The 20,670-nt window shown below is 53.5% G+C and carries 18 protein-coding genes; 14 read left to right on the plus strand and 4 right to left on the minus strand.

Translation table 11 applies throughout. From position 1 onward, the window contains the following. The 14 genes from GV818_RS11240 to GV818_RS11305 all read left to right on the plus strand — a co-directional run bounded on the left by GV818_RS11240 (position 1) and on the right by GV818_RS11305 (position 15,211). Positions 1-1,395 (plus strand): MFS transporter, encoded by a 1,395-nt coding sequence (locus GV818_RS11240; protein ID WP_161756622.1) that lies wholly within the window; start codon positions 1-3, stop codon positions 1,393-1,395. Positions 1,396-1,404: 9 nt separating this feature from the next. Then, positions 1,405-1,914, plus strand: a complete 510-nt coding sequence (locus GV818_RS11245; RefSeq protein ID WP_011063767.1) for a single-stranded DNA-binding protein — start codon at positions 1,405-1,407, stop codon at positions 1,912-1,914. A 257-nt stretch (positions 1,915-2,171) separates the two neighbouring features. Then, positions 2,172-3,542 (plus strand): flippase, encoded by a 1,371-nt coding sequence (locus tag GV818_RS11250; protein ID WP_161776572.1) that lies wholly within the window; start codon positions 2,172-2,174, stop codon positions 3,540-3,542. Between the two features lie 270 nt (positions 3,543-3,812). Continuing rightward, positions 3,813-4,643, plus strand: a complete 831-nt coding sequence (locus tag GV818_RS11255; protein ID WP_161776573.1) for a class I SAM-dependent methyltransferase — start codon at positions 3,813-3,815, stop codon at positions 4,641-4,643. Between the two features lie 87 nt (positions 4,644-4,730). Beyond that, a complete protein-coding gene (locus GV818_RS11260; protein ID WP_161776574.1) occupies positions 4,731-5,831 on the plus strand; it encodes a glycosyltransferase family 4 protein in 1,101 nt (366 codons plus the stop codon). 4 nt (positions 5,832-5,835) lie between these two features. Continuing rightward, positions 5,836-6,795 carry a GDP-mannose 4,6-dehydratase gene (locus tag GV818_RS11265; RefSeq protein WP_161776575.1) on the plus strand — a complete coding sequence of 320 codons (960 nt, stop codon included), beginning with the start codon at positions 5,836-5,838 and terminating at the stop codon, positions 6,793-6,795. Positions 6,796-6,845: 50 nt separating this feature from the next. Continuing rightward, entirely contained in the window at positions 6,846-7,970 is a 1,125-nt protein-coding gene (gmd, locus tag GV818_RS11270) for a GDP-mannose 4,6-dehydratase (protein WP_161776576.1), read from the plus strand. A 1-nt stretch (position 7,971) separates the two neighbouring features. Next, entirely contained in the window at positions 7,972-8,949 is a 978-nt protein-coding gene (fcl, locus tag GV818_RS11275) for a GDP-L-fucose synthase (protein WP_161776577.1), read from the plus strand. Positions 8,950-9,133: 184 nt separating this feature from the next. Beyond that, positions 9,134-9,556: an acyltransferase gene (locus GV818_RS11280; RefSeq protein WP_256679464.1), complete on the plus strand. Its 423-nt coding sequence runs from the start codon at positions 9,134-9,136 to the stop codon at positions 9,554-9,556. Further along, on the plus strand, positions 9,553-10,740 hold the full coding sequence (locus tag GV818_RS11285) for a glycosyltransferase (RefSeq protein ID WP_161776579.1): 1,188 nt from the start codon (positions 9,553-9,555) through the stop codon (positions 10,738-10,740). Before GV818_RS11280 ends, GV818_RS11285 begins: the two co-directional genes overlap by 4 nt. Next, on the plus strand, positions 10,737-11,891 hold the full coding sequence (locus tag GV818_RS11290; RefSeq protein WP_161776580.1) for a glycosyltransferase family 4 protein: 1,155 nt from the start codon (positions 10,737-10,739) through the stop codon (positions 11,889-11,891). The genes GV818_RS11285 and GV818_RS11290 overlap by 4 nt, the downstream gene beginning before the upstream one ends. Positions 11,892-11,893: 2 nt before the next feature. After that, the gene (locus GV818_RS11295; RefSeq protein ID WP_161776581.1) at positions 11,894-13,024 is read left to right on the plus strand and encodes a glycosyltransferase; all 1,131 of its coding nucleotides are present in this window, start codon (positions 11,894-11,896) and stop codon (positions 13,022-13,024) included. Beyond that, the gene (locus GV818_RS11300) at positions 13,025-14,434 is read left to right on the plus strand and encodes a mannose-1-phosphate guanylyltransferase/mannose-6-phosphate isomerase (protein WP_161776582.1); all 1,410 of its coding nucleotides are present in this window, start codon (positions 13,025-13,027) and stop codon (positions 14,432-14,434) included. It begins immediately after the preceding gene. 9 nt (positions 14,435-14,443) lie between these two features. Continuing rightward, entirely contained in the window at positions 14,444-15,211 is a 768-nt protein-coding gene (locus GV818_RS11305; RefSeq protein WP_161776583.1) for a glycosyltransferase family 2 protein, read from the plus strand. A 276-nt stretch (positions 15,212-15,487) separates the two neighbouring features. On the opposite strand, the gene GV818_RS11310 is transcribed toward GV818_RS11305, so the two are convergent. From GV818_RS11310 to GV818_RS11325, 4 genes are read right to left on the minus strand one after another with little or no spacing between them, the layout of a single operon-like run. Then, positions 15,488-16,540 (minus strand): hypothetical protein, encoded by a 1,053-nt coding sequence (locus GV818_RS11310; protein WP_161776584.1) that lies wholly within the window; start codon positions 16,538-16,540, stop codon positions 15,488-15,490. A 32-nt stretch (positions 16,541-16,572) separates the two neighbouring features. Continuing rightward, positions 16,573-18,414, minus strand: a complete 1,842-nt coding sequence (locus GV818_RS11315) for a hypothetical protein (RefSeq protein ID WP_161776585.1) — start codon at positions 18,412-18,414, stop codon at positions 16,573-16,575. Between the two features lie 3 nt (positions 18,415-18,417). Further along, positions 18,418-19,692, minus strand: a complete 1,275-nt coding sequence (locus tag GV818_RS11320) for a hypothetical protein (protein WP_161756611.1) — start codon at positions 19,690-19,692, stop codon at positions 18,418-18,420. Between the two features lie 25 nt (positions 19,693-19,717). Further along, positions 19,718-20,659 carry a hypothetical protein gene (locus tag GV818_RS11325; RefSeq protein ID WP_161756610.1) on the minus strand — a complete coding sequence of 314 codons (942 nt, stop codon included), beginning with the start codon at positions 20,657-20,659 and terminating at the stop codon, positions 19,718-19,720. Between the last annotated feature and the right edge of the window lie 11 nt (positions 20,660-20,670).

Genomic DNA, 20,670 nt, shown 5'->3' on the forward strand with positions numbered 1-20,670 from the left:
ATGCACGATCCCCACAGCGAACGCATGAGTGGCAGCGAGACCCGCGCGGCAAGCGGTCTGGCCCTGGTGTTCGCTTTCCGTATGCTTGGCATGTTTATGGTACTGCCGGTCCTGGCGACCTATGGAATGGATCTCGCAGGAGCGACCCCGGCCCTGATCGGGTTGGCGATCGGTGCTTATGGCCTGACCCAGGCGGTTTTCCAGATTCCCTTCGGGATCATTTCCGACCGTATCGGTCGTCGTCCGGTGATTTACCTGGGGCTGATCGTGTTCGCCCTGGGCAGCGTGCTGGCGGCCAATTCCGACTCGATCTGGGGGGTGATCGCCGGGCGTATCCTGCAGGGCGCCGGTGCCATCTCTGCAGCGGTAATGGCGCTGTTGTCTGACCTTACCCGTGAGCAGCATCGCACCAAGGCCATGGCCATGATCGGCATGACCATCGGCCTGTCCTTTGCGGTGGCCATGGTGGTCGGCCCGCTGTTGACCCGCAGCTTTGGCCTGTCCGGGTTATTCCTGGCCACCGGCGCTATGGCCCTGGTGGGCATTCTGATCGTCGCCTTCATGGTGCCGCGCTCCACTGGCGCCTTGCAGCACCGTGAGTCCGGCGTGGCGCGCCAGGCACTGATCCCCACACTCAAGCATCCCGACCTGCTGCGCCTCGACCTGGGTATCTTCGTGCTGCACGCGATGTTGATGTCGAGCTTTGTCGCGTTGCCGCTGGCGCTGGTGGAGAAAGCCGGCCTGCCAAAAGAGCAGCACTGGTGGGTGTACCTTACCGCGCTGCTGATTTCCTTCTTCGCCATGATCCCGTTCATCATCTACGGCGAAAAGAAACGCAAAATGAAACGAGTTTTACTCGGCGCGGTCACTACGCTGATGCTCACCGAGCTATTCTTTTGGGAGTTCGGCGACAGCTTGCGTGCGCTGGTGATTGGCACCGTAGTGTTCTTCACTGCATTCAACTTGCTGGAGGCGTCTCTGCCGTCGTTGATCAGCAAGGTTTCGCCGGCAGGCGGCAAGGGCACTGCGATGGGGGTGTACTCCACCAGCCAGTTCCTCGGTTCGGCACTGGGCGGCATCCTCGGCGGCTGGTTGTTCCAGCATGGCGGTTTGTCGGTTGTGTTCCTCGGATGCGCAGTCCTGGCTGCACTCTGGCTGGCCTTTGCTGTTACCATGCGCGAGCCCCCGTATGTGACGAGCCTGCGCTTGCCGTTATCGCCCGAAGCGATCCGCGAAGCCGGCCTGGTCGAGCGCCTGAAGGCCGTTGTTGGGGTAACAGATGCCGTAGTAGTGGCCGAAGAGGCCGCCATTTACATCAAATTGGACACCGAATTATTGGATCGCGCGACCCTCGAGCAGCTGGTCAATCCAGCGCCGTCGGCGAGCGAAGCCTAGGAGAACGTTATGGCCCGTGGGGTTAACAAAGTCATATTGGTCGGCACTTGCGGCCAGGATCCCGAAGTTCGCTATCTGCCTAACGGTAATGCCGTGACCAACCTGAGTCTGGCCACCAGCGAACAGTGGACCGACAAGCAAACCGGTCAGAAAGTTGAACGCACCGAATGGCACCGAGTGTCGATGTTCGGCAAGGTCGCGGAGATCGCCGGCGAGTACCTGCGTAAAGGTTCGCAGGTTTACATCGAAGGCAAGCTGCAGACCCGCGAGTGGGAAAAAGACGGTATCAAGCGTTATACCACTGAGATCATCGTCGACATGCAGGGCACCATGCAGCTGCTGGGCGGCCGTCCTCAGGGCGACCAGCAAGGCCAGGGCGGCATGTCCAACTCGGCACCGCGTCCTCAGCAGTCCCGTCCTGCTCCGCAGCCACAGCGCGAGTCGCGTCCAGCGCCACAGCAGGCCGCTCCGCAGCCGGCCCCGGATTTCGACAGCTTCGATGACGATATTCCGTTCTGAATCGAAGCTTTTTATTGACGTAAACATTAAGAGCGAAGCCATTAATTTGGCTTCGCTTTTATATGGATGGTCGCTTGTGATCTTTTTCTCATATAGTTGACAGGCGTCGTATTTATTGTATGACCGCCATGGTAAAGAAATGCTGTTCTTAATCGTTAGACGGTAGAAATATAATAGAGGGGTTTATCAATAAATCTTGTTCTCAGGATTTGGTTTGGTGGAATATTAAGTTTTTATACTTTTGGTATGGACTTTAGATGAGTGCTTTGCAACCCCCCAGAAAACCAGCGTGGTTAAATATACTTCCTGAATTCATTGGGCGGCATTTGGATGGGCGGAAGAGTATTGCCTCAATAGTTTATAATAGCGGTTGGTTACTGTTTGATCGAGTTGTCAGATTGTTGCTTGGGCTTTTAGTAGGGGCGTGGGTTGCTCGTTATTTGGGGCCGACGCAATATGGTGAGCTAGCATATGCACTTGCCTATATCGCTTTTTTTCAAGCGATTGCTACTCTGGGACTGGACGGTGTTGTTGTTCGTGATATTTCTAATTCTCCGGAGTCTGCCGGAGCAATATTGGGCACAGCCCTCTCTCTAAGGCTCATGTCGGGTGTGGTTTGTTGGTTGTCGGCTGTTTTGGGTATGGCCGTAATAAATGGGATTGACAGTCGAAGCGTGATTTTGACGGCCTTGGCTGGTGGGACACTGATTTTTCAGGCAGCAGACACCATTGATTTATGGTTTCAGAGTCAGAGTCAGGTGCGGCGCACGGTTTTGGCAAAGCTTGCGGCCTGCTTGATTTCAAATGGTGTAAAGGTCATGCTAATTCTTATTGATGCTCCTCTTATAAGTTTTGCAGCTGTGCTGGCATTCGATGCTCTGATTGCTGCCTTGGGGTTGATGGTTGCGTATAAGTTGTACCCTTGCGAGAGTCGCTGGGAAAGAGTAGCGGCGACTTCGAAGGAGTTGTTGAGAGAGGGCTGGCCTTTTATGCTTAGTGGACTCTCTATAATTGTTTATATGCGAATTGATTTGATAATGATCAAGGAGTTGATCGGGGAGGGCGAGCTAGGGGTTTACGCGGCAGTATTGCCAATAGCTACGCTTGGGCAAGTAGCGCCGGTTATTTTGGTTACTAGTTTGGCTCCTTTTGTGGCCAGGAAAAAGGCTGAAGGAGAGCAGGCATATTGGAATGCGCTTGAGAAAATATTCCAAGGATTTGCTCTGGTTGGGTGGTTGGCATGTATATTTATCTCGATTTTTTCGCACCTGATAGTTGATTTGCTTTTAGGTGAGAGTTATAGTTCAGGCGCTACTGTATTGGCGATTTACTCTATAACGAGTATTTTTATAAGTTTGGGTGTTGCGCAGTGGCTTTGGTCATTGAATGAAAAGAAGTCTAGGTTCTATTTGTATAAGACCTTGGCGGGTAGCGCTGTATGTGTGCTTGGCAATTTTTTAGTTGTGAGTCGTTTCGGTTTGATTGGGGTGGCCTGGGTTGCTGTGGCCTCTCAATTTGTTTCGGCGGTGTTGAGTAATTTATTTTTTGCTCAAAAGGTTATAAGGCTTCAGATTTCGTCAATTTTTTTTTACGCTTACATAAAAAATCTGATCAAGAAAAAATATTGAATGTCAAAGTGTTGGTGACTTGTCAGAGGTTCGGGGGGGGGGGCAGTTTTTGGAATGGGTGCTGTGTGTTCGAGGCTCTCTTCCTCTCCCCCGGAAAGCTTTATATTATTCGACATCAAGAGGCGCGACTTAGGTGCGGTTTTAGGTTTTTTGCTCTTGATTGCTTTTAGAATTTAGGTATTCGGTATTCGGATTTCGGGGTTTGTACTTTTTTATAAGTTCATGGTGTGGGTGGTGTTTTTTTACTGTTTTTTCAATGTGGAAATTAGGATGCCTAATCATTGTCTTGGTGCGGTTCAGGGTGAAGTTGAGCTGGTGTGCCGGTTATGCGCCGGTCCTCTGACTAAAAAATTTAATCTGATTGTGCTTCAGAAGTATACGGTTGATTATTTTTTTTGTGCTGGGTGTCATTCGTTACAAACGGAAAAGCCTTATTGGTTAGGTGAGGCATATGGTGAGAATAACCTGTCAAGCCTAGATACGGGAGCTGCACAGCGTAATTTTTACAACCTGGCAGCCTCTTATGGAATATCAAAATTATTTGGGGTTAAGAACGCGATCGATATCGGCGGAGGTGATGGTTTACTCTGTCGGCTGCTGCGCGATTACGAAGTAAATTGTTATGTAACAGATAAGTATGCATCACCTGTATATGCTCAAGGATTTACGGATCCTGATTTCGATAAGCCGGAAATAGTATTGGGCTTCGAGGTGTTGGAGCACTTTGCGGATCCTGTGGTAGATCTTGTAGATGTGTTTAAGCATCAGTCAAAAGTGATCCTGTTAAGCACAGAACTTTTTTGGGGGCAGCAGAAAGATTGGTGGTATTTAGTTCCCGACTCGGGGCAGCATATATTTTTTTATAGTGCTAAGTCTTTGGAGCTCTTGGCGGAGAGATATGGTTATACTGTTCTTGCTCGTGGTGGCTTTGTTTTGTTTATTAGGCCTGATGTGTCGGCGATAAAAAGATGGATTGCTGGTCTTTTATTGAGTTCTCGTGTGTGTCGTTTGATTAAGGTTTTGATGGCGATTTTACCTGCTCGCGGAGTAGCAGTAGATCACTCGTTTCAGATTGAACAATCTAAACTTCGTCATAAGTGAGTTGCGCTGCAGTTCTCGGGTGTGCGAGGGGTTATGACCGTTTTGAAGTGTTAGCCGTATTTTGCGATTTTGTTTCTAGGGGGTAGCGTGCGGATTGCTTTTGATCATCAAATATTTTGCTTGCAAAATTACGGTGGTATTTCTCGGTACTTCTCCCGCATAGCTGAAGAGATGATTGGCTTAAGTCATGAGGTCGGTATTTTCTCTCCTCTCCATCGCAATGCCTATATTAATGATCTTCCAGGCAAAGTGGTTCGCGGGCGTATAGTGAAGGAATATTGGCCCAGAACTACAAGGCTTGCATTGATTGTTAATCATGTTCTTGGTCAGCATGCCATGAAAGAATGGCGGCCGCATATAGTGCATGAGACGTATTATTCGCGCTTTAGTCCGGCGCCTAAAGAAAGTCTGGTTGTACTGACGGTTTACGACATGATTCATGAGTTGTTTCCCGAGAGCTTCTCCCCACGAGACAGCACCACAGATCTAAAGCGATTGGCTGTGGAGCGTGCCGATCACATTATTTGCATTTCAGAAAGCACCCGACGGGATCTCATACAATTATTTTCCGTTCCTGAGGAAAAATTGTCAGTTGTCCATTTAGGATTTGAACAATTCAAGCCTATGTCGGATGGCAAGCAGGTTAAGCCGGTTAAACCTTACCTGCTTTATGTGGGGAGTCGGCAAGGCTATAAGAATTTTTCGGGGTTGCTCAGGGCTGTGTCGAGCTCAGTTCGGCTAAGGTCCGATTTTGATATCGTTGCTTTTGGTGGCGGTGGATTTTCGGTGAGAGAGCAAGAATTGATTGGAGAACTAGGCTTTTCCCCAGAGCAGGTTCGTCAGGTCGGGGGCGATGACGCGGTGTTGGCAGATCTTTATGACGGGGCACGTGCGTTTGTTTATCCCTCTCTTTATGAAGGTTTTGGGCTTCCTCCGTTGGAGGCGATGGCACACTCCTGTCCTGTAATCAGTAGCAATACCAGTTCTATGCCTGAGGTTATCGATGATGCAGGAGTGTTTTTTGATCCTGCCCGTAATGATGAAATTATCGGTGCAATAGAAAGAGTAGTTTATTCTGATAGTGAGATATCTAGGTTGATCGAACGAGGTCGTAAGCGCCTAGATCACTTTTCCTGGCAGCGCTGTGCGCAGGAAACACTTTCCATCTACCAGTCCTTGCAAAGGTAAGATTTTGGATTACTCAGAAAAAACAGCCTTGATTTGTGGGGTGAGTGGGCAAGATGGTGCTTATCTTGCGAAGCTCCTGCTCGACAAGGGCTACACCGTCTGGGGAACGTCGCGGGATGTGCAGGGCTCGTCACTTGGTAATCTGAAGCGTTTGGACATTTTGTCTAGAGTGAATTTGCTTTCGATGGTGCCTGAAGATTTTCGCAGTGTATTTATGGCATTAAAGTCCAGCCAGCCTGATGAGGTTTATTTCCTCGCGGGGCAGTCATCCGTCGGGCTTTCATTCGAACTGCCGGCGGAGACTATCCAGAGTATCACTCTTGGGACGCTGAACATGCTTGAAGCTTGTCGGATGAGCGAGCGTCCGATTCGTTTTTATCAAGCAGGTTCCAGTGAATGCTTTGGCGATACTAAGGGTGAGCCTGCTTCTGAGGTAACCCCTTTTCATCCGCGTAGCCCCTATGCCGTCGCAAAATCCTCGGCGTTCTGGCTGGTCGATAATTATCGCGAAGCTTATAATCTGTTCGCTTGTACCGGAATCTTGTTCAATCATGAATCCCCAATACGCCCTCTCAGATTTGTCACGCAAAAAATTGTGACAACGGCTAAGCGCATCGCCTCTGGGTCGGACGAACGGCTTACGCTCGGGCGACTAGATATTGCGCGTGATTGGGGGGCCGCTGCAGAGTACGTTGATGCAATGTGGCGAATGCTTCAATGCGAGCAGCCGAGCGACTTTGTTATCGCTACTGGCAAGACGCACACGCTGGAAGCCTTCGTATCTGAAGCCTTTACACAACTGGGCTTGGACTGGAGGCAGCATGTGGACCAGTCGGAGGCGTTTTTTCGGCCCACTGATCTATTGGTTAGTCGCGCAGATCCCTCGAAAGCCGAACAGGTTCTGGGTTGGAGGGCAAAAGCGACGATGCCTGATGTTATCGCCAGCATGCTAAGTGCCGATTGAGCCGGGATTCCCCGATTAAATACACATTTAAAGAGTTCTAGGACTTAGACATGACCCTGAAAAAAGCACTGATCACCGGGATTACCGGTCAGGACGGTTCCTACCTAGCCGAATTACTGTTGGAGAAAGGCTATGAGGTTCACGGTATCAAGCGACGTGCATCCTCCTTCAATACTCAGCGCGTCGATCATATCTATCAAGATCCGCACGTCGACAATCAGCGTTTCATCTTGCATTACGGTGACTTGTCCGACTCTTCGAATTTGACCCGCATCATTCAGGAAGTACAGCCTGACGAGGTTTACAACCTAGGTGCTCAGTCGCATGTCGCCGTGAGCTTTGAGTCGCCGGAATACACCGCCGATGTCGATGCGATGGGGACTCTGCGTATTCTCGAAGCCATTCGCTTACTTGGTCTTGAAAAGAAAACGCGCTTCTACCAAGCCTCTACTTCTGAGCTGTATGGTCTCGTCCAGGAGACCCCCCAGAAAGAAACCACACCGTTCTATCCGCGCTCACCGTATGCGGTAGCTAAGTTGTACGCCTACTGGATCGTTGTGAACTACCGCGAAGCTTACGGCATGCACGCTTGTAACGGGATTCTCTTCAATCATGAATCACCACGCCGTGGCGAGACGTTTGTAACACGCAAGATTACCCGCGGTTTGGCGAACATTGCTCAAGGACTTGAGCAATGCCTCTACATGGGAAATATGGATGCCCTGCGTGACTGGGGTCATGCCAAGGACTATGTGCGCATGCAGTGGATGATGCTGCAGCAGGATGTGCCAGAAGATTTCGTCATTGCCACTGGGGTTCAGTACTCCGTCCGTGATTTCATTTGTTGGTCTGCTGCCGAGTTGGGTATCACTTTGCGTTTCGAGGGCAATGGTCTGGAAGAGCGCGGTATCATTGAAGCGATTTCTGGCGACAAGGCCCCTGCCGTCAAGGTCGGGGACACTTTGGTACGCATCGACCCGCGTTATTTCCGCCCTGCTGAGGTCGAGACCTTGTTGGGGGATCCGACTAAAGCAAAAAACAAGTTGGGCTGGGTTCCTGAAATTACAGCACAGGATATGTGTGCCGAAATGGTCTGCGAGGATTTGAAGGTTGCCCAGCGGCATGCGCTGTTGAAGAACCATGGCTACGATTTGCCGGTGTCGCTGGAGAACTAAGATGTCACGTCAATTGAGCGAGCGCATTTTTGTCGCCGGGCACAAGGGGATGGTTGGCTCGGCCATTGTCCGTCGTCTGCAAGCATTGGGCTATACGGATATTGTCACTTGCGACAGGGCTCAATTGAACCTGCTGGATCAGCGTGCGGTAGAGGACTTTTTCCATACCGCGAATATCCAGCAGGTCTATGTTGCTGCAGCCAAGGTTGGTGGAATTCATGCGAATAACACCTATCCTGCCGAATTCATCTACGAAAACCTGATGATGCAGGCAAACATTGTTCAAGCTGCTCATCGCAATGATGTGCAGAAGATGTTGTTCCTTGGCTCCTCTTGCATCTATCCGGTGGGTGTTCAGCAGCCCATGTCTGAAGGTGCCTTGTTAACGGGGGTTTTGGAGCCGACCAACGAGCCATACGCTATTGCGAAAATCGCTGGGATCAAGCTTTGTGAAAGCTACAACCGTCAATACGGTCGTGATTACCGGAGTGTCATGCCGACAAATCTGTATGGGCCGCATGACAACTTTCATCCGGAAAACTCTCACGTCATTCCCGCGCTTCTACGTCGTTTCCACGATGCAGTGACGCAGGGGGTGGAGGAGGTCGTGATCTGGGGAAGTGGGACGCCGATGCGTGAGTTTCTGCATGTCGACGACATGGCCAGTGCCAGTGTTCATGTCATGGAACTCGCTGAAGAGCAATACAGAGAGCATACCCAACCGATGCTATCCCACATCAATGTCGGGACCGGAGAGGACTGTAGCATTCGCGAATTGGCAGAAACGATTGCCAGGGTGACAGGCTTCAAAGGTCGCCTTGTCTTTGACTCGAGTAAACCAGATGGTTCACCGAGAAAACTGATGGATGTCTCTCGTCTCAGTCTGTTGGGCTGGCGTGCCAGTGTCAGCTTGGAGGACGGGCTGCATGATGCGTACAGATGGTTTTCCGAGAACGTGTTGTACGCTCGTTCACGATAAGTCGGTTGTCGCGCGCAAGTAGCCCTGTTTCAGAGTTTGCGCTCTTGCGCGTTTTTCCTTTCCCTGAAAGTGTTCCCGTTTTCGGGAGCTCTCCGTTGAACGTTAGTCGGTAGTTATGATCAGGCATTTATTCAACATCTTGCTGTCTTTTTTGCCGCCTTCCCGTTTTTTTTCCTTCAGGGCGATGCTATTGCGTCTGGCCGGAGTCGAGATACATAAGGATGTGAAGTTCTGTGGTCGCGGGTGGATCTATGGTCGAGGGCGCCTGAGTATTGGTGAGGAAACCTGGTTGAGCCCAGGCGTTGTTTTTCACACCCACAGCGATGCTGATATTCGACTGGGGGCACGTTGCGACATTGGTCATGGTGTTGAGTTTATCCCGGGCAGTCATGAAATTGGTTCCCACCAGAGGCGGGCCGGAAAAGGTACCGCGCTTCCGATTACAGTTGGAGCCGGGTGTTGGCTAGGTGCTAGGAGTATTGTGCTGGGCGGTGTCACTATCGGAGATGGGGCCGTCGTCGCCGCTGGATCTGTTGTGACGCGCGATGTCGCAGCCAATACGATGGTGGCTGGTGTACCAGCGGTCGTGAAGAGGCAGTTGTCATGAAAAGGCCATTGGTCTTGGTGGTCTGCAATACGCTGGATGACGTAACGCGTCTCGAAAGAAGTATTGTCAGCGACAGCCCTGCTGCTTCTCGCAAGGTAATCATGCTGTGCCAGGCACTAAGAGAAGCTGGCGCACGTCCTTGTATCTTGAGTCTCGGTCGAGGACGGGCAAACGGTTCGTTTACTTATTTTTCGCGTAAAGTCAAAAGGGTTGGCGGTGTACCTATTGTCTATGCTCCTTTTTCACACATTCGATTCCTTTCTCAATTTCTCTCTCTGTTCTTTTTGATCGGTACGTTGTTTCGCTTATCCTCCAACGAAAAGAAGGCGGTGATTTTTTACAATCGCATGACGGCCTATTTACCGATGTTGTTTGTGGCTTGGATGACGAGATACATGCGGTTTCTCGACCTTGAAGATGGTGAAGTCCTGGGGCCAGAACAGACGGGCGGACTGAGAGCTCTCAAGGAGCGTGCCATCCGATGGCTTTACGATTCCCTGTGCTCACAGGGCGCCTTGCTGGCCTGTAGTGCACTGTCGGGTATGACAAAGATACGACCGGTGCTTTGTTACTACGGCTCGACTTCTGCCAGGATTTTTAGCGTTCGCCCTGTCGAGGTCAGTCAATCTGTCCTTATGGCCGGGACACTCAACGCCGATACTGGCACCGATCTGCTGATCGAGGCGATCCGTTTAATGCGTCAGGACGGGAGTGAGTGGGCAAGTAAACTCCACTTTGAAGTGACCGGAAAAGGTGAGGCTCTTGCTGCTCTCCAAGAGTTGGCAGGAGAGAAGGGAATGCCGCAGATCACTGTGCATGGCCGTACGACGGATGCCCAGTATGCGGAAGTGCTTGGGCGTTGCAGTGTCGGATTGGCTTTGAAACCCGTAGGCGGCCCGCTGGCCGATACCACTTTTCCCTCCAAAGTTATTGAGTTCGCCGAAGCGGGGCTTTTGGTCCTCAGTACTGATATCAGCGATGTCAGGGCGGTGCTTGGTTCGGGGGCTGTCTATTTGACCCAAAACGACCCAAAGGAGTTGATGATCTTGCTACGAGATATCGTCGAGAGCCCTGAAAAGAGCCAGGCTTGCGCTCGGCAAGGCCAGCAGGCTGTTCTCCAGCGTTGCGCCCCGCAATTGGCCGGTCCCACCGTGTTTGATTTTCTCTTTGGTCGTCAGCCATGACTGAATGTTCTTTGTTCGTTACTTGGCAACCCGTATTGACGGATCATCAGGCGTTTACCTACGAGCAGTTGTCGCATCAAGCTCAAACCCCGATTTTGGCTTATGTATTTGCCATGGAGGACGAGACTCGCCGCTCTCAGGGCTGGAGGGATACCCAGGTTGAGTCGATTGAAAGACGGCTTATTCCTCAGCAAGGTTCGCTGTCCTATTGCTACAGGAAAATGCGTGAGCACCGGCACGATGTACATTTTTTTGGCAGTCCCTTCCAGAACCTGAAAATGCTTTACTGCTGGATGTTGGCTGTCTGTTTGGGAGTGGAGTTCTACATTGTATCTGAGCCTTATTCGTCCATTGCTCTTGGGTATTTCAATGATCGGTCGTTGAGTGTCGGGCGCATCAAGGCATTGTTGCGACCCTACATCTACAAGCTGTATGTGCTCTTGCTTCGGCGTCGGATGTCAGGCGTATTCGCTATTTCTCGCCGAGCTGTTGCGCAATATGCCGACGCGGGAGTACCCAGGGAAAAACTCTTTCCTTTTGGTTATTTTGTGCCCTCCATTGAGACTACCTCCGAGCAGCGGCGGGAAGCGGAGAGGGGCTCAGCACCTTTACGTGTGATCTTTATCGGTACGTTGATCGGTGTCAAAGGTCTTGACAAACTGATCGGGGCGATCAAGGCGTTGGGCTTTCCCGTTACACTCGATATTTATGGGCCGGGTGATCCAGCCTTGTTCGAGATCGATGGTCGGACGGTCCATTATCGGGGAAGCATTCCATTTGGTAGGGCCCAAGCCGTCGTGGGGGCTTATGATCTTCTAGTTTTACCTAGTCGCTACGATGGCTGGGGAGTTGTAGTGAATGAGGCGCTTTGCGCAGGCGTGCCCGTGGTTTGCAGCGATCAGGTCGGCGCGGGCGTTCTGGTCGAGCGCTTTGGCGCAGGGGTTGTATTCAGCTCGACAGTACCGCAGGCGCTGGAGCATGTGCTGACGGAGTTAGGGCGTGATCCGGAGCGCTTATTGGCGATGCGCCGAGCCACGAGCCGGGCGGCCGAGGCCATACAGCCCAGCGTCGCGGCGAATTATATGCTGGCTGTCTTGCGTGCGGGACCGGCGGATAAGGCACGGACTCCCTCCCCTTGGTATCAGGAGTAACCATGCCGCTTCATCAAGCATCCGTTCGTGTACACCTGACCAACATTGCAGGTCTTGGAGCTATACAGTTGCTCAACTCGTTGCTGCCTGCACTGGAGGGCAACAAGGGTATTCAAGTAGTAGAGACGTATCTGCCTGATCGGGGCGAGCTGGCCTCATACACCGGTTCAGATCCTCTGGTGCGACGTATCCACTATCGACGCTATCTGCCAAACGCTCTGTCTCGCCTGGTTGAGTGCATGCTTCCTGGAAGTCGCTTTGACAGTGCGGTGCCCTTGTTGGTAATGGGTGACCTGCCCATCCGTTGCAGGGCTCCTCAAACGGTCTTCGTACAGACACCACACCTTTTGTACACCAGAAAAAAAGCCTGGAGTGTGACGGGCTTGAAGCGATCGTTACTCCGGTTGGTCTTTCGCTTGAATATTCGTTATGCGCAGGCGGTGATTGTCCAGACAACCTTTATGCGTGATGCTTTGATCTCCTCATATCCTTCATTGCATTCCCGAGTGCATGTCATTGCCCAGCCTGTTCCTGCGTGGCTGTTGAAGTCGGGGTTGAAACGAGAACGTAGAGAGGGAGCGCTAAAGGCGCCGCTACGACTGATTTATCCAGCCGCGGGTTATCCACATAAAAACCATCGTTTGCTGGCGGCCATAGACCAGGCTGATGTTGGAAACTGGCCAATTGAGAGCCTGGTAATTACGCTGGCAGCAAAAAGCAATCCTGCCGCATATATACCCTGGTTACGTTGTGTTGATCGTCTTGTCGCATCCCAGATGCTTGATGCTTACGAGAGCGTGGATGGTTTGCTGTTTCTCTCTAGAGACGAGAGCTATGGTTTTCCGTTAGTCGAGGCGATGTTTGCAGGTTTGCCAATCATTTGCCCGGACCTGCCTTATGCGCGCGTCTTGTGTGGCGATGAAGCCATATACTTTCAGGTCGATGATGCCGGCTCTTTGAAGCATGCGGTAAATGAGTTGTATGAGAAACTTACTACCGGTTATTGGCCAGATTGGAGCGAGCAGCTCAAGGCGATTCCTAAAGATTGGGAAACGGTAGCGCAATCCATGTTGAAGATCGCTGTTTCTCCCTCTGCCGAAACACCCAACGAATTGAATGCGAGGGATGATTAAATGTTGATTCCGGTAATTATGGCCGGTGGTTCCGGCTCTCGGCTCTGGCCACTTTCACGCCAGCTTAATCCCAAGCAGTTTCTTTGTCTGACCGACAGTGAATTGTCGATGCTGCAGGCTACGATCCTTCGTCTCGAAGGGCTCGATGTTGAGCTGCCACGTCTTATCTGTAACGAAGAGCATCGTTTTTTAGCCGCAGAGCAGCTAAGGCGCATGGGAATGGAGAATGCCAACATTCTTTTGGAGCCAATGGGGCGTAATACTGCACCTGCCTTGGCCCTGGCTGCCCTGCAAACGAGCAGCGGAGAGTCGGATCCTGTGTTGTTGGTGTTGGCTGCAGACCATCTGATCAGAGACATTGTGGCATTCCAGCAGAGTATTCAACAGGCACTGCCGTTGGCGCTTGCTGGAAAACTCGTCACTTTCGGTATTGTCCCGACACAGGCTGAAACGGGTTATGGCTACATTGAGAAGGGGGATGCTCTGGATGCCTCGGGGTTCGGAGTCGCTCGCTTTGTAGAGAAGCCAGATATAGACGCAGCGCAAGCCTATGTGGCCAGTGGTAACTATCTCTGGAACAGCGGCATGTTTATGTTTCGTGCCCGTCGCTATCTGGATGAATTGGAGAAGTTTCGCCCCGATATTCTCGTTGCCTGTCGTAGTGCTCTAGCCGCGGGCGAGCAGGACATGCATTTTACTCGGGTAGGGCGCGAGGCGTTTGCACATTGTCCCTCAGAGTCTATCGACTATGCGGTCATGGAAAAAACAGCGGATGCGGTGGTAGTGCCGCTGGATGCAGGCTGGAGTGATATTGGTTCTTGGTCGGCACTGTGGGAGGTCGGAAACAAGGACGCTCAAGGAAATGTTTGTCATGGCGATGTCTTGGTCGAGCAAACTAGCAACACCCTGGTTCACTCGCAAAGCCGTTTGGTCAGTGCCTTAGGTGTCAATGACTTGATCATTGTGGAAACCAAAGATGCCGTATTGGTGGCACATAAGGACCATGTACAAAATGTGAAGAGGATTGTCGACACGCTGAAGAGTGAGGGGCGTGGAGAGTCGATTGATCACCGTGAGGTCTATCGACCTTGGGGGGTCTATGACTCAATCGACAACGGTAGTCGTTATCAGGTAAAGCGCATTACTGTTAAGCCGGGTGCGAAGCTTTCATTGCAAATGCACCATCATCGAGCTGAGCATTGGATCGTGGTGAGTGGCACGGCGAGGGTGACCAATGGAGAGAAGACCTACTTGGTCACTGAAAACCAGTCGACTTATATCCCAATAGGGCAGATCCACACACTAGAAAACCCGGGTGTGATTCCGCTGGAGCTTATTGAAGTTCAATCGGGTTCTTACTTGGGAGAAGACGACATTGTTCGTTTTGAAGATGTCTATGGTCGTAAGTAAGGGGTAATCTTGAAGTTATCAATTATTACGGTTTGCTATAATAGCGCATCGACAATCAGGGATACGATAGAGTCTGTCCTGTCGCAGAGTTATGCCGACATTGAATACATCGTGGTCGATGGTGGTTCAACGGATGGTACGCAGGCGATTGTTGAATCATATGGCCAACGTATCAGTGCGTTTGTCAGCGAGCGGGACAAGGGTATTTACGACGCCATGAACAAGGGTGTGGCTTTGGCTACCGGGGATGTCATTGGCATTCTGAACTCCGACGATTTTTACGAGGAGATCGGGGTTATTTCCTCTGTAGTAGAAGCATTTGAGCGTCGTCCTGACAGCGATATTGTTTTTGGCGACGTGGTTTTCGTTAATGCCGATAACCTGCGGAAAATAACGCGCTTTTATCGAGGTAAACAGTTTTTTCCTTGGAAATTGCGATTTGGCTGGATGCCGCCCCATCCGGCGAGTTTCATTCGCAAATCTGCCTACCAACGAATAGGTATGTATTCCTTGGGGTACAAGATATCTGCCGACTACGAGTTCTTTGTCCGACTCTTCTTGATTCATCGCCTCAGCTATTCGTATCTCAGCCAGGTGCTGGTGCGCATGCGCTCAGGAGGTGCTAGCACCGCGGGCTTGAGAAGCAGCCTGAAGTTGAATCGGGAAATAGTGAACGCCTGCCGAAGCAACGGTGTGTACACCAATCTGTTTTTGGTTTTATTGAAGTTACCGTTCAAGCTCTACGAACTTCATAAGCGTCCTGATGATGCTTCTTGATGCCCGTCTGGGAAATTGTTTTCGTCGGTGATCACTGTCTTGCCATCCTTGAGTCGTGCACGAACCATAGACTGATGGCATAGACTCGCAAGCACACTGGCCAATCCCTCTGCAGGGTTACGCTGGTCTTTTGCCGGCTGCGATTTTTACCTACTCGGGGCCGATCTGGTTACTTCTCAAGACCCTTCGGTAACAAATAGATACGGGGCCATGAAAATGGCCCCGTTTTTTTGTGCCGATGTTTACGTTGTCCGGGGAGCACAGATCTGGCGAGAATCAAAGTTGCACATACCGCAACTGTCCACTAAGGGGCTGGGTCTGTTGGTTTGGGGCAGGGATCAGGCGGCCACTCAGTCCCATGCCCTCGCTGATCAAGACGGCTTCCCCTAAATTGCAGAGGTTGGACGGTGTGTCCAAGCCTACGGCTAATACACTGACCTTCCGGCTCTGCAGGTCGCAGCGCAGCAACCGTCCGCTGAAACGGGCGAAGCCGCCGTGCAATACCTCGCCGGACCACTCCGGGGGCAAAGGCTGCAACAGCCGGTCGCACAGTTCCAGCACCAGGATCTGGCCTTGCGCGGTGAGCGTCAGGCCGGTGGGCAGTTGCAGCCCACGAATCAGTACCTCGATCCTGCCGTTGTCAGGCCAGACCCGGATCACCTGGCCGGCCTTCTCGGCGAAGTCGATGCCCATCCGCGCAGGGTCCCGGCGCAGCTCACCGGAGAACAGGCTGATCAACACTGCATCGGTTTGCGGCTCGTGCACCAGGGTCACGGGGACGGCTTCCTGGCTCTGGTCCAGATCGGGCAGTTGGGCCAGGACCTGCTCGCCGTCCTGGGTGAACTCCACCAACTGGTTGGTATCGGGCTTGACCGCCAGCCAGCTTTCGCGGGAAGGGTGGTAGCACAATGAGTTGAGATTGCCGCGACTGTGGAACAGCGCTTCGGGCGGGCTGTATTGCAGGTCCAGGAGCTTTGAACCGGCGACGTAATCGGTCTGGCTTGCCAGGCAGCGCCCGCCCCCGGAGGCGATATCCGACAACCCCATGATTTCATCGCGGAGCATGCGTGACTGCATGTTCATCGAGCGAAAGCCCTGGGCCAGGATTTCTGCAGGCAGGTAGCCGCCTGGAGTTTGCGGGTCGGGGCGTAGTCGGCTGATACGGCCGCTGAACGGCTGGTCCGGCAGCCCGGAGCCGGCTTCGGCCAGCAGCAGGCTGCCATCGTTTTGCAGGCAGAGGCCTCGGGGATTCAGCAATCCCTCGGCCACGAGTCTGCTGGGGCGCAGGTTTTCCTGCGGCTGGCTAGGGATAAGCAATGCAATCGGCATACAGATTCTCCATCGCAGTTAGATCGACCCCATCACTTAAGTGGTTGCCAGGGCTCACTGGTGAGCCAGCACTTGAGCAGGGCTCGCTGGCTGGGCGACATCGAGTGGACCACTGGCATGTACAAGGTGGTGCCGTTGTACACCTGCGAGGTGCGCGCCAGGATCATCTGGCGCGCACCCCAGACGGCGTCTTGTTGATTGAGTGCGATGTAGCGGGACATGGCGGGGAAGGCCAGGTAGTGAAAGCGCAGTACATGTTGATACACCTGGTCCCAGGTGAGGGTGCTGCCTGAGGCAATACCGAAGTCAGTCTGGGCGAACTTGCGCAGGTTGATGAAAAAACCATTGGAGTGCCCGTTTTCGACTGTACAGGTCAAGGTGGCAAACCCGGCCTGGGCCTCGGAGCCTGGCTTGAGGTTGACCTTGAAGGTCACGTTGGATTGGCCTGCCTTGACCGTTTGCTTGGGCTCGAATGTCAGGAAGTCCCAATATTGTTTGTTGAGGTAGGGCGCTGTCTTCGAGCGGTTCGAGGGCCCGGGGCTGATTGTGATCACCGTGTCCTTGGTCACGGGGCGTCCCAGCTGGCTCAAGTTCAGAGTGATCTCGATGCCCTGGGGGTGATCATCCAGATAGACGTTACGTTGATCCGAACTCAGGCGATAGAGCTGCTCGGTCGCGGCCACATTGATAGGGACGGGAGTGTCGCCGGAGGTGTCGTAGTGCGTCAGTGGTGCGCTGATGGAGAGCGGTTCCAGGCTCGCCAGTTGCTGTTGTTCGCCAGTCAACGGCAGGTCAACGATGCCTCCATACACGTAGTAATTCGACAGCGGTGGGTCGAGGGGGTCCAGGGTACTCAGCGTCGTGGAGCCAACGGCAATGGCGACCGGGCCAAAGTTCGCATTGGGACCGATGGGGGAGGTGTTGTCGGTTCGAACGCTGCGGAAGGCCTGCTTGGGAATGATGTTGAGCATGTCGATGCTCAGCAGATTGTTCTTCAGCACGCTTGCGTAGCCTGCGCTGCCTGTGGATGGATTGAGCAGCTGGCGCCCGGCGGTAACGATCAGTGGTTCTCCTGCAAAGGCCGGGGCCAGCGTCCCGACCACACGACCAATACTTGGATTGGAGGTGTATTGGTGGGCAGCGTAATCGGCGTCCAGCTGGGGCGTGGTCATTTTCGGACACATTTCGAACATGACGAAGCGCACGACTACGCCTGTCGCGCCGGGGGCCTCGATGATCGAGCGCAGAAGCCTGTTGTCCTTGTTGTAGCTGATGATCTGCTCGCGAGGAAAGGTCACCTGGAAACTGCCGCTGATACGGTTGGAGCCCGGGGCATCCTGTTCCGGATCGATGATCCGCAAGGCCAGGTCATAGCTGCTGCACACCGTGTTGCCTCGAATCAGCAATTGCGGAGGCGTGCCGAGGCCGATCTGTAGGCCGCCGATGAAAATCTGGCTAGTAGTGCTGCCAGTCGGATCCAGGTCGAGCATCATTGGGCCGGTCACTGGCGCCGCGCCGGTGACCGGGTCCACCGAACCCAGCAGATAGATAGGTTCGCCTACAAGGTCACCCTCGGTACTGATATCGCCGGGCGTTCCCTGGGAGCTGATGGCGACTTTGTCCAGGGTGACAACATGCTGGCCGTAGTGGTTCCAGCCGCCTGCGGTGTAGTAGTCCCCATTGGGGGAGTTCATCAGATTGTTCAGCTCGTCGTCGCTGTAGGGCTGGGCCTGCGGTGCCACGGTCGAGGTGGTCAGGTTGAAGAGCTGAAGCGTTTCCTTGCCAACGGGAATGCTGGGGGAGTTGTTCGGCAAGCTCACATTGGATTCAATCCCGCCCCAGAAATTCAGCCGCGGGCCGTTGAGAATACTCATGATTCACTCCTTGTTCTGGATGGAAAGGCTGCTGGGTGACTTGGCGAATTTGAACAGGTAGGAAAAGTCGGACTTGTGCGGATTGTTGATCGGCGTTGCCATGGAGTGGCAGTTTGTACAGCTGCTACTGGGCTGGATGTAGCTTTCCATGGTTACGTTGGCCGAGAGCTCTGGAGTCAATTGGCCCGAGGGCGAGCCAGGATTGGGTGGGCTGCTCCATTGGGTGGTGATCAACTGGTAGTACTTGAACACCGAAGCCTGTACCTGCGGGGCCGACTGAAACTGACTGTTGAGCTTCGTCGTGGCCTTGGTCAGCGGGGTAAAACGGTCCAGCGGATTGGGCGTGGTGAAGCTCATCCCCGCCTTGGGCACGCAGGTCATCTGGCCATTCTGCAGGGTCCAGTCACAGGGGGACTGGTTGAGGGTGTTGGCGGGGGCGCTGACGTTGAAATAGGAGTATTTCACCCCCGGCACCGGTTGATTGACCCACTGGTTTCCTGACTGGACTTTGGGCGGTACGTTGTCGACCTGCTCGAAGGTCGACCAGATCCACTGGGGGTAACCTTCGGCCTTGTTGACGATATGCAGCCCTACCAGGCCCAGCGTGGCTTGCTCTGTGCCATTGGCTACGCCCTTGTCGTTGTAGGTGGTGATCTTGGCCGGCATTTGCAGGTAACGGCTGCTGTCATCCTGCTGGGTGAGCACCCGCCAACTGGACTTGATCTCGCTGGTTGCGTTGGGAAATGTAATGTTGCCGGCCTTGGCCACGACATCGGCGTTGTAGAACTGGTTGGCAACGATGTAGTTGTAGGAGAGCTCGTTGGCGGCAATCTCGTAGTAAGTGGGTTTGCCGTTCTGGTCGATCAGCCAGCCGCCGACGGCCTGGTTGTCGGAGTTTGCGGTCGCCATGTTCTTTCGCCCGGCGATGTTGATCAGGCTCAGTTTCTTGGCCAGCAGTGGCGAGTTCCAGGGGCCGGGAGACCGCCCTTCAGGCAGGAAGATCTCATGCACCCCCTTGTAGGTTTGCCAGACCGTCTGACCGCGACTGCCCAGGGCCGCCGAACAGTCGGGCTGTCCGCGCTGCCCCGTCTGAGCGGGCCAGTTCAGGGCGACGAACATCTGCCAGCTGTAGCGATCGAACGCCTCCTGACCAGCACTGGCGTCAGGGGCGGCGCTTGGCGGATGGCAGTTCAGGTCGATGTCCTGGGCCGCCTGGGCCAGCGCCGGCAGACTCGCCAGGCCGAGAAACAGCAAGGTGAAGTGCAATAGTCTGTTCATGGCTATCCCTCATCATGATCAGGGTTCAGGGTTGGGATTGCAGAAGCTGGTTCCACTGTGGCCGGGCGCCGTTGTCCAGCGATGGCGGCGGTACGAACAGCTGGCAGTCGGGTGGGCTGGCTGGGCACATCTTCGCCACCAGGTCCCAGGTCTTTGCCGGGTCCGGTTTGGCGATCAGGAAGTTGACGTAGTTCTGGCTGACGATAGGCGCGTTGGCGATGCTGGTATCGCCGGAGAAGTAGAACGACTGCGGGTGCTTGTAGCTCGGTTGTCCAGGCCCGTCGCTGGTGGCCTGTTTGTTGAAGGCATAGCCGAACAGGATCGGGCTAGGTTTGACCGGGATCTCCAACGCGTAGGCCTGCACGCTGGCATCGAGATGCTGGCTGCGGGCGGCGCTATAGGGCAGGTGCTTGATGAAATCCTGGCGCGGCGGGTGATTCATCGGCGAGAACATGCAGCAGGCTGGCATGTCCTTGGGCCGATCCTCGGGGTAGGTGAGAAAGTAGGCCTTGTTGCCCAGGGAAATGAAGGAGCAGGTGTAGTTGTTGTCCTTGATCGGGAAGATCGGCAGGCAGTACTTCTCGTAGTGTTCCATCATCGCCCCAGTGCCGTCTTTGTCGGCCGGGACATAATTGTTGTCGTAGTAGCTGGTGCCTTGAGACACGGTGTAGTCGGAAGGTTGCAGGGTACTGGGCGGGTTGCTGTAGGGCGGCGGGTTCTTTTCATAGTTGGCGGTGACCCGGTACATGGTCCAGTTGCTGACCCAGGTCGCCGGAAAGAGAGGGTCAGCCGGCTCACCGGCCTGGCGCTTGGCGATGCAGTTATTGGTTAGGGCGTTGCAACCCTTGGTGTTGTGCACGCCCATGTTGAAGTAGACATTGTCGGGGTATTTCTGGGCCCACAGTGTCTGGCTGCCACACAACAGCACGGCAGCCATCAGCAGGCGATTCAGGATTCGGGATTTCATCTGACACTCCT

This window comes from Pseudomonas sp. Fl4BN1 (assembly GCF_009908285.1).
In the GTDB taxonomy this organism is placed as follows: domain Bacteria; phylum Pseudomonadota; class Gammaproteobacteria; order Pseudomonadales; family Pseudomonadaceae; genus Aquipseudomonas.

Coding starts and splice junctions, on each gene's coding strand:
- GV818_RS11240 (WP_161756622.1), top strand. CDS start 1: ATGCACGATCCCCACAGCGAACGCATGAGTGGCAGCGAGACCCGCGCG.
- GV818_RS11245 (WP_011063767.1), top strand. CDS start 1,405: ATGGCCCGTGGGGTTAACAAAGTCATATTGGTCGGCACTTGCGGCCAG.
- GV818_RS11250 (WP_161776572.1), top strand. CDS start 2,172: ATGAGTGCTTTGCAACCCCCCAGAAAACCAGCGTGGTTAAATATACTT.
- GV818_RS11255 (WP_161776573.1), top strand. CDS start 3,813: ATGCCTAATCATTGTCTTGGTGCGGTTCAGGGTGAAGTTGAGCTGGTG.
- gmd (WP_161776576.1), top strand. CDS start 6,846: ATGACCCTGAAAAAAGCACTGATCACCGGGATTACCGGTCAGGACGGT.
- fcl (WP_161776577.1), top strand. CDS start 7,972: ATGTCACGTCAATTGAGCGAGCGCATTTTTGTCGCCGGGCACAAGGGG.
- GV818_RS11280 (WP_256679464.1), top strand. CDS start 9,134: ATGCTATTGCGTCTGGCCGGAGTCGAGATACATAAGGATGTGAAGTTC.
- GV818_RS11285 (WP_161776579.1), top strand. CDS start 9,553: ATGAAAAGGCCATTGGTCTTGGTGGTCTGCAATACGCTGGATGACGTA.
- GV818_RS11290 (WP_161776580.1), top strand. CDS start 10,737: ATGACTGAATGTTCTTTGTTCGTTACTTGGCAACCCGTATTGACGGAT.
- GV818_RS11295 (WP_161776581.1), top strand. CDS start 11,894: ATGCCGCTTCATCAAGCATCCGTTCGTGTACACCTGACCAACATTGCA.
- GV818_RS11300 (WP_161776582.1), top strand. CDS start 13,025: ATGTTGATTCCGGTAATTATGGCCGGTGGTTCCGGCTCTCGGCTCTGG.
- GV818_RS11310 (WP_161776584.1), bottom strand. CDS start 16,540: ATGCCGATTGCATTGCTTATCCCTAGCCAGCCGCAGGAAAACCTGCGC.
- GV818_RS11315 (WP_161776585.1), bottom strand. CDS start 18,414: ATGAGTATTCTCAACGGCCCGCGGCTGAATTTCTGGGGCGGGATTGAA.
- GV818_RS11320 (WP_161756611.1), bottom strand. CDS start 19,692: ATGAACAGACTATTGCACTTCACCTTGCTGTTTCTCGGCCTGGCGAGT.
- GV818_RS11325 (WP_161756610.1), bottom strand. CDS start 20,659: ATGAAATCCCGAATCCTGAATCGCCTGCTGATGGCTGCCGTGCTGTTG.